Origin of the sequence: Winogradskyella sp. KYW1333, assembly GCF_003335675.1 — a bacterium.
In the GTDB taxonomy this organism is placed as follows: Bacteria; Bacteroidota; Bacteroidia; order Flavobacteriales; family Flavobacteriaceae; genus Winogradskyella.
On sequence record NZ_QPHL01000015.1, the window covers coordinates 417,474 to 424,192 of the forward strand.

6 protein-coding genes are annotated in these 6,719 nt (G+C 34.5%); all 6 read right to left on the reverse strand.

What is annotated here, in order from left to right:
- Nucleotides 1-3: 3 nt before the first annotated feature.
- The 6 genes from DUZ96_RS07605 to DUZ96_RS07630 all read right to left on the reverse strand — a co-directional run bounded on the left by DUZ96_RS07605 (nt 4) and on the right by DUZ96_RS07630 (nt 6,467).
- Nucleotides 4-972 carry a type I phosphomannose isomerase catalytic subunit gene (locus tag DUZ96_RS07605; RefSeq protein WP_309484648.1) on the reverse strand — a complete coding sequence of 323 codons (969 nt, stop codon included), beginning with the start codon at nt 970-972 and terminating at the stop codon, nt 4-6.
- Between the two features lie 4 nt (nt 973-976).
- Entirely contained in the window at nt 977-1,387 is a 411-nt protein-coding gene (locus DUZ96_RS07610) for a 6-carboxytetrahydropterin synthase (protein ID WP_114301330.1), read from the reverse strand.
- Nucleotides 1,384-1,911, reverse strand: a complete 528-nt coding sequence (idi, locus tag DUZ96_RS07615; RefSeq protein ID WP_114301331.1) for an isopentenyl-diphosphate Delta-isomerase — start codon at nt 1,909-1,911, stop codon at nt 1,384-1,386. Before idi ends, DUZ96_RS07610 begins: the two co-directional genes overlap by 4 nt.
- Nucleotides 1,912-2,020: 109 nt before the next feature.
- Nucleotides 2,021-3,997: an OmpA family protein gene (locus tag DUZ96_RS07620; protein ID WP_114301332.1), complete on the reverse strand. Its 1,977-nt coding sequence runs from the start codon at nt 3,995-3,997 to the stop codon at nt 2,021-2,023.
- Nucleotides 3,998-4,007: 10 nt separating this feature from the next.
- Nucleotides 4,008-4,934: a type IX secretion system membrane protein PorP/SprF gene (locus DUZ96_RS07625; RefSeq protein ID WP_114301333.1), complete on the reverse strand. Its 927-nt coding sequence runs from the start codon at nt 4,932-4,934 to the stop codon at nt 4,008-4,010.
- Nucleotides 4,935-4,967: 33 nt separating this feature from the next.
- On the reverse strand, nt 4,968-6,467 hold the full coding sequence (locus DUZ96_RS07630) for a gliding motility-associated C-terminal domain-containing protein (protein ID WP_309484649.1): 1,500 nt from the start codon (nt 6,465-6,467) through the stop codon (nt 4,968-4,970).
- Nucleotides 6,468-6,719 lie beyond the last annotated feature (252 nt).

Sequence of the window (6,719 nt, forward strand, 5' to 3'; positions counted from 1 at the left end):
GTTTTAGACGTAAACTTCAAGAAGATTTGCATCGTTAGAAATCAAATTAAAATCTTTTACTGATGCAGGTATTAAAATAGTTTCGCCTTTTGAAACGGTTTCCCTAAAATCCTCTGTAATAATTTCAACTTCACCATTAACACACATATATATAATGAAAGAATCATATGTGTTATTCCTGGTTAACTCACCTTGAATTGGTAAAAAATTTGTGGTGAAAAATGGGCAACTTACCATTTCATTAGATGCGTTAGGATAATCTCCATATTTCACCCTAAAATCGTCTTTCAAATCAAATTTGAACGCGTCAATAGCAATATCATTGTGAAGTTCTCTTTCATTCCCATTTTTATCTACCCTATCCCAATCATAAACTCTGTAAGTTATATCGCTAGTCTGTTGAATTTCAGCCAACATAACTCCTGCACCGATTGCATGAACTCGACCCGCTTCAATGAAATAAGTACTGCCTTCTTTAACTTCATCAAAGTTTAAAATGCTAGTCAGTGTTTTGTTTTCTAAATGATTTAAATAGGTCTCCCTGTCTATTTTATCTTTAAATCCAACGATTAAGTTAGCGCCTTTTTCAGCTTGCATAACATACCACATTTCGGTTTTACCGAAAGAATTATGTCTTTTTTTAGCAAGCTCATCATCAGGATGTAATTGAATACTTAAATCTTTTTTTGCATCTATAAACTTAATTAATAATGGAAAGTCTGCACCAAATCTTTTATAATTCTTTTCACCAATTAGACTCTCTTTATAATCATCCAATAGGCTTTGTAAGGTTACCCCTTTTAAAACACCATTAGATATTATAGAAACATTACCAGGTACGGTACTAACTTCCCAACTTTCACCTAACATTTGAGAATTTGAGTTTTTATTAAATATTTGGCTAAGCTTTTTGCCTCCCCAAATCTTGTCTTGAAGAATAGGTTGAAATTTTAGTGGATATAACTTGGTCATAATTTTACTCACCTGAATAAGTTACAAAATTACGAGGTGTTTCGTAAAGTGTTATTTCAAGATCAAATTTAGGATTTAATTTGGCTTTCACCTTATTGTAGATTACAACAGCAATATTTTCTGCTGTTGGATTTAAATTTTGAAATTCCGGTACTTCAACATTGAGATTCTTATGATCAAATGCGTCTTCTACTTCTGCCTTAATAATATTTTTTAGAATTTTAACGTCGATCACATAGCCGGTTTCAGGGTCAATTTCGCCTGTAACACTAGCGATTAGCTCATAATTATGCCCATGAAAATTAGGGTTATTACACTTTCCAAATACCACATCATTCTTTTCATAGGACCAATCTTTTCTATATAACCTATGAGCCGCATTAAAGTGCGCTTTTCTATGTACAGTTACCTTCATGACGGATTTACATTAATATGTTCGTAAAACTTTTCAAAAATAATCTTAAACCAAGCAGTATATTTCTCAGGTCTTAAAGCTATATCAACTTTTACATCTTCCAATGGCATCCACTTCCAGCTTGCAACTTCGTCTTTATTAATTATTGGTTCTTCATTATAATTACCAATCATTACATGATCCAATTCATGCTCTGTTAAACCATTATCAAATGGAGCTTTGTAAACAAATGAGGTAGTTTCTCTTAAATCTGTAACAAACCCCATCTCCTCATTTAATCTTCTCTTGCCTGCTTCTATATTACTTTCTCCATCACGTTGATGACTACAGCATGTATTAGTCCATAAACCAGGAGAATGATATTTATGCAATGCGCGTTGCTGAAGCATTAATTCATTTTTATTATTAAATATAAATACGGAAAACGCTCGGTGCAATACTGCTTTTTCATGCGCCTCCATTTTAGGCATTAATCCTAATTGATTGTCATTTTCATCTACTAAGATGACTTTTTCTTCTTCCATATCACAAAATTACTACCAATAGAATTAAATTAAGTAAAGGATTTCATAAAAAAAAGCCAACTAATTAAATTAATCGGCTCATTTTATTAGTTATTTTGTTATTTTGATTTTATTTTTTAGGACATGTTTCACCATTGATTCCCGTAATAATAAATTCACTTCGTCTGTTCAACTGATGTTTAGCTTCAGAACAACTAGACTCGTTAGTAGGTTCACAACCACAATCATTAATTAATCTGTACTCGCCATATCCTTTTGCAGTAAGTCTTTCAGAAGCAATACCGTTATCAATTAAGTATTTACGCGTAGATTTTGCTCTGCGCTCAGATAATCTCTCGTTATAAGTTTCAGTTCCTCTACAATCTGTATGACTTCTAATATCTATTGTCATTGTTGGGTATTTGTTCAATACAGCCAAGACTTTTTGTAATTCAATTTCTGCATCGTATCTAATATTAGACTTGTCGAAATCGAAATAAATAATCGGAATGTCCAATATTTTAGCTAAATCATCACATGGTGCTATTACTTGCTCGTCTTTATCTAATAATAGTTGCAATCTTAGTTCCTGTTTTCTGTTTGGAGTTGTAAATCGTTTTTCATCAGAGGTATACGTTTCCTTCTCTCCTCTGACCAAATATTCCATTTCACAGTCCAAACTAAATTGAAATACGGCATCTTCATGAACAATTGTACGTTCTAATTCATTACCCTCACCATCAAAAAGAATAACCGTTGAGTTAGGCAAAAACTCATCTGTATCCATATCCTGAACAGTTCCAACTACAAGTTGTTCGCATTCTGGAATTTCAAAAGTATAGATGTCATCACTACCCTTACCCCCTTCTCTATTGGAGCTAAAGTAAACGCGTTTAGTTACTAAATTTTCATAATATCCAAAATCATCAAACTCACTGTTTACAGGCTTTCCTATATTCTCTATTGGAAAATTTCTATTTGAACTAGCTCTAACTTTCGCATCTAAATCCTCAGATTTAAACACATCAAAACCACCAAGTCCAGGATAACCATTTGAAGAAAAATATAAGTCACCATCGGTATTTACAAAAGGAAATGATTCTTGTCCTTCTGTGTTAATTGAAGGTCCTAAATTCTCAGGTTCTCCAAGTGTACCATCATCATTAACATCAACCACAAATATATCGGATTGACCAAAAGTTCCTGGCATGTCTGAAGCGAAATAGAGTTTATTACCCAATAGATTCAAAGCTGGGTGGGCAACACTATAGTCTTTACTATTAAAATGAATTGAATGAATTTCATCCCATGTTCCATCTTCACTTAATTTAGCTCTATAAAGCTGAAGTCTATTTACACCTGTTCCATCTTCCTTATACTTCATATTGAAGAAGTTATTTCTAGTAAAGAACATATATTGACCGTTCGGTGAAAATACTGCACTTGATTCATGAAACTTAGTGTTTACTTTACCTTGAATCTCATTGACCTCTCCAAATCCTGATTCAGTTTTTTCTACGCTGTACAGATCTAAATAGGGCTGATTATTCCATCTATACTTACGACCACCACCTCTAGAAGATGCAAAAACAATACTGTTCTCATATTCAGTTGCACCAAAATCAGAAAGTTCTGTATTTATCTCAAGGTTCTCAAGTTCAATATCCTCTCTACTCGACCCTTCTATCGCTTCTCTATAATCAACTTTAGACATAAAAGCTCTACCTCTTATATCATCTGGTTTAAGATCATTGAACTTCTTCATCCATTTATCGGATTCATCATAGTTTCTGATTCCTTTAAGTGCCAGAGCATATCTAAAAAAGTATTCTGGATCAATAACCTCGTTTAAGGCTACCAGTTCGCCATACCATTTTGAAGCATCTTTCATTTCATTTCTGAAATAATAAGAATTTGCTAGCTTTTGAAATAGATCAACTGACTTGTACCCTTTATTCGCAACTTCTAGTAATACCTCACTAGTCTTTACATAAGCAAAATCTCTATAATCGTTTTTGACACTTTGAATTTTTCCTTGTTGAGCAAATGAAATTGAAGTTGATACAACTACAATTGCTAATAATATATATCTATAAACTTTTCTCATATTCAAATTTTTAAAAGAATCGTGGTGATAATATTCTACCTAATCTTTTCACTTCAAATCTTAAAGTTATTTCATGTGTACCACTATTGTAATTATTCAATCCTGTAGTGGTAAGATCGTAGCCATATCCAATAAACATTCCAGGAGTCGCTTGAAATCCTACAAGTGCACTAACGGAATCATCCCAACGCCATGCAATACCAGCTGTTAAGTTCTTTTTATACCAAAAATTTGCAGAAACATCAGCAATTAATGGAGCTCCGGATACACCTTTTACCAAAAATGCAGGTTTTAATTCAAGAGTTTCACTAAGGTTAAATACATAACCACCGATTGCATAAAAGTGCATTCTTTCCGTAGCAACAGATTCTTGAAAATCATCATAATGTTCCGTTTCTAGGAAGTTTGGTATAGCAAATCCTAAATACCACTTTCTTGTATGCATATACAATCCAGCACCTACCATTGGTGATATTAAATTTAAGTTTTGGTTAAAAACTACATCTGGATCTTGAAAACGACCTTTACTCCAATCTGTATCGAGCATATGAAAACCTGCCTTCGCACCAAATGAAAGTTTCAAATCGTTTGCATTTAATGGAATAGTGTAGGAAAAATTTGCATCCACAAAAGTCTCTCTAGCTGGCCCAAGTGCATCACTTACAATATTTAGTCCTAAACCAATACGCTCATTTCGTAAAGGCGAATGGATACCTAAAGATTGTGTTTGCGGTGCACCATCTACTCCAACCCATTGTGATCTATGTAATCCTACCACACTAAGTGTTTCACGTTGTCCTGCATAACCAGGATTTACACTCAACGTATTGTACATATAATGTGTGTACTGAGGATCTTGCTGTGCAAAACTATTAGCACTAATTAGTATAAATACTAAAGCTATTACTCCTTTAATTGTTGATGATTTATGTATCATTTTAACGTATTTTATAATTCAGTGTTAATTAGTTTATCTATTAATGTATAACCATCCAACTCTAGGTTCTGAACCATTACTCAGATCCAGTACATAATAATATGTACCAACCGGTAATTTATCAGATTCATTGATTATTGATCTACCATTAGATGTTCCATCCCAATCATTTAAATATCCTTCCTTAGAGTAAACTAAATTACCCCATCTATTGTATACTTCTAGTTTGTTATTTGGGAATCGCTCTAAACAATCAATCACAAATGTTTCATTTACACCATCACCATTTGGTGAGAATTCATTGTAAATTGTTAAACATATTGGATCTACTGATGCAGAACTTTCGTCATTATTTATATTCACATCTATTCCTCCAACTGAACTTTGAACAAATGCTGTATTCACATAATCACCTATTCCAAGTACTTCAACAGTTATCTGTAAGATTTCAACTTGATCAGGATCTAATTGAGTTATACTCCATTCTCCACTTACATCTGAGTATATACCAGCTGTTGTTAACGCTGAAATAAACACATATCCACTTGGAATTTGTTCACTTATAATAATATCTGTTGCAGTAACATTACCAATATTTGCAATCTCAATTGTAAAGGTAATCTCATCACCAACTACAACTTGATCTACCGGATCTACGACTTTACCAACCTCTAAATCATAAATTGAATTTACTTCAGTTACTGTTGGATCATCAGGGTTACCATTTCCGTTATTATCGTTGTTATTCATATCATTTGGATCATCACTTATATCAACCACATCATCAGAAGGATCTAATAAATCACCATCAGGTCCCTCACTAGTTACTGTAGCAGAATTTGTAACAAATCCCGTATCTAAATCACTTTGAGTAATCTGATACGTTGCAGTAAAAGTCGTATTATCCACTTGTCCAGGTATTAACACTGGTATTGGTCCACCTACTAAATTCAGTCCTGGTAATACATCCTGAACATCAATATTCGTTAAAGTAACATTACCAGTATTTTCAACTTCAAATACATAGGTGATAATATCATCAATACTTCCTTCAATTCCATCACCATTCGTATCATCTAATGGCAAAGTAGTTTTAATTAAACTAATAGAAGGATTTTGAACAATAACAGTTTCTGTTGGATCATCTTCAGTATTACCATCAGTGTCATCATCATCATCACTCGTATCGCTAACATCAGTACCCATTGGGCTATTAGCATCAGCAATTACACTATTGCTTAATCCACCCGAATCTATATCACTTTGAGTAACAATATGTGTAGCAGTATAAGTAGCAGTTTCTCCAACTTGAATAATGCCTTCAGCACTTCCAAGATCCGCACTTACAAATGCTGGTCCCGTTAAGGTCAGTGGGTTACCGTTGGCATCCAAGAACGTATCTGTTAACATCACATTGCTCAAAGTCACGTTTCCTGTGTTCTCTACCGTGATCGTATAGGTAAGCTCATCGCCCAAACTCACTCCCGCCGGTGCTACATCATTACTGATCGCTACCGTCTTAACAGCTTCTATGCTTGGGGTCTGGTTCGCGTTAACCGTCTCGCTCTCGTCGCTACTAACAGGAGTNCGTTACCGTCGTTGGTAAGCGTGATCGTATAGTTGATAACCTGGCCTACAGTATCGTATTCCGTAAGTGCGCCGCCGTCGATATCGGCAAAGTCCTTAACCGTCGCTATGCTTGGGGTCTGGTTCGCGTTAACCGTCTCGCTCTCGTCGCTACTAACAGGAGTGTCGCCTGTCGCGTCGCCGTCCGTATCAGCAGAT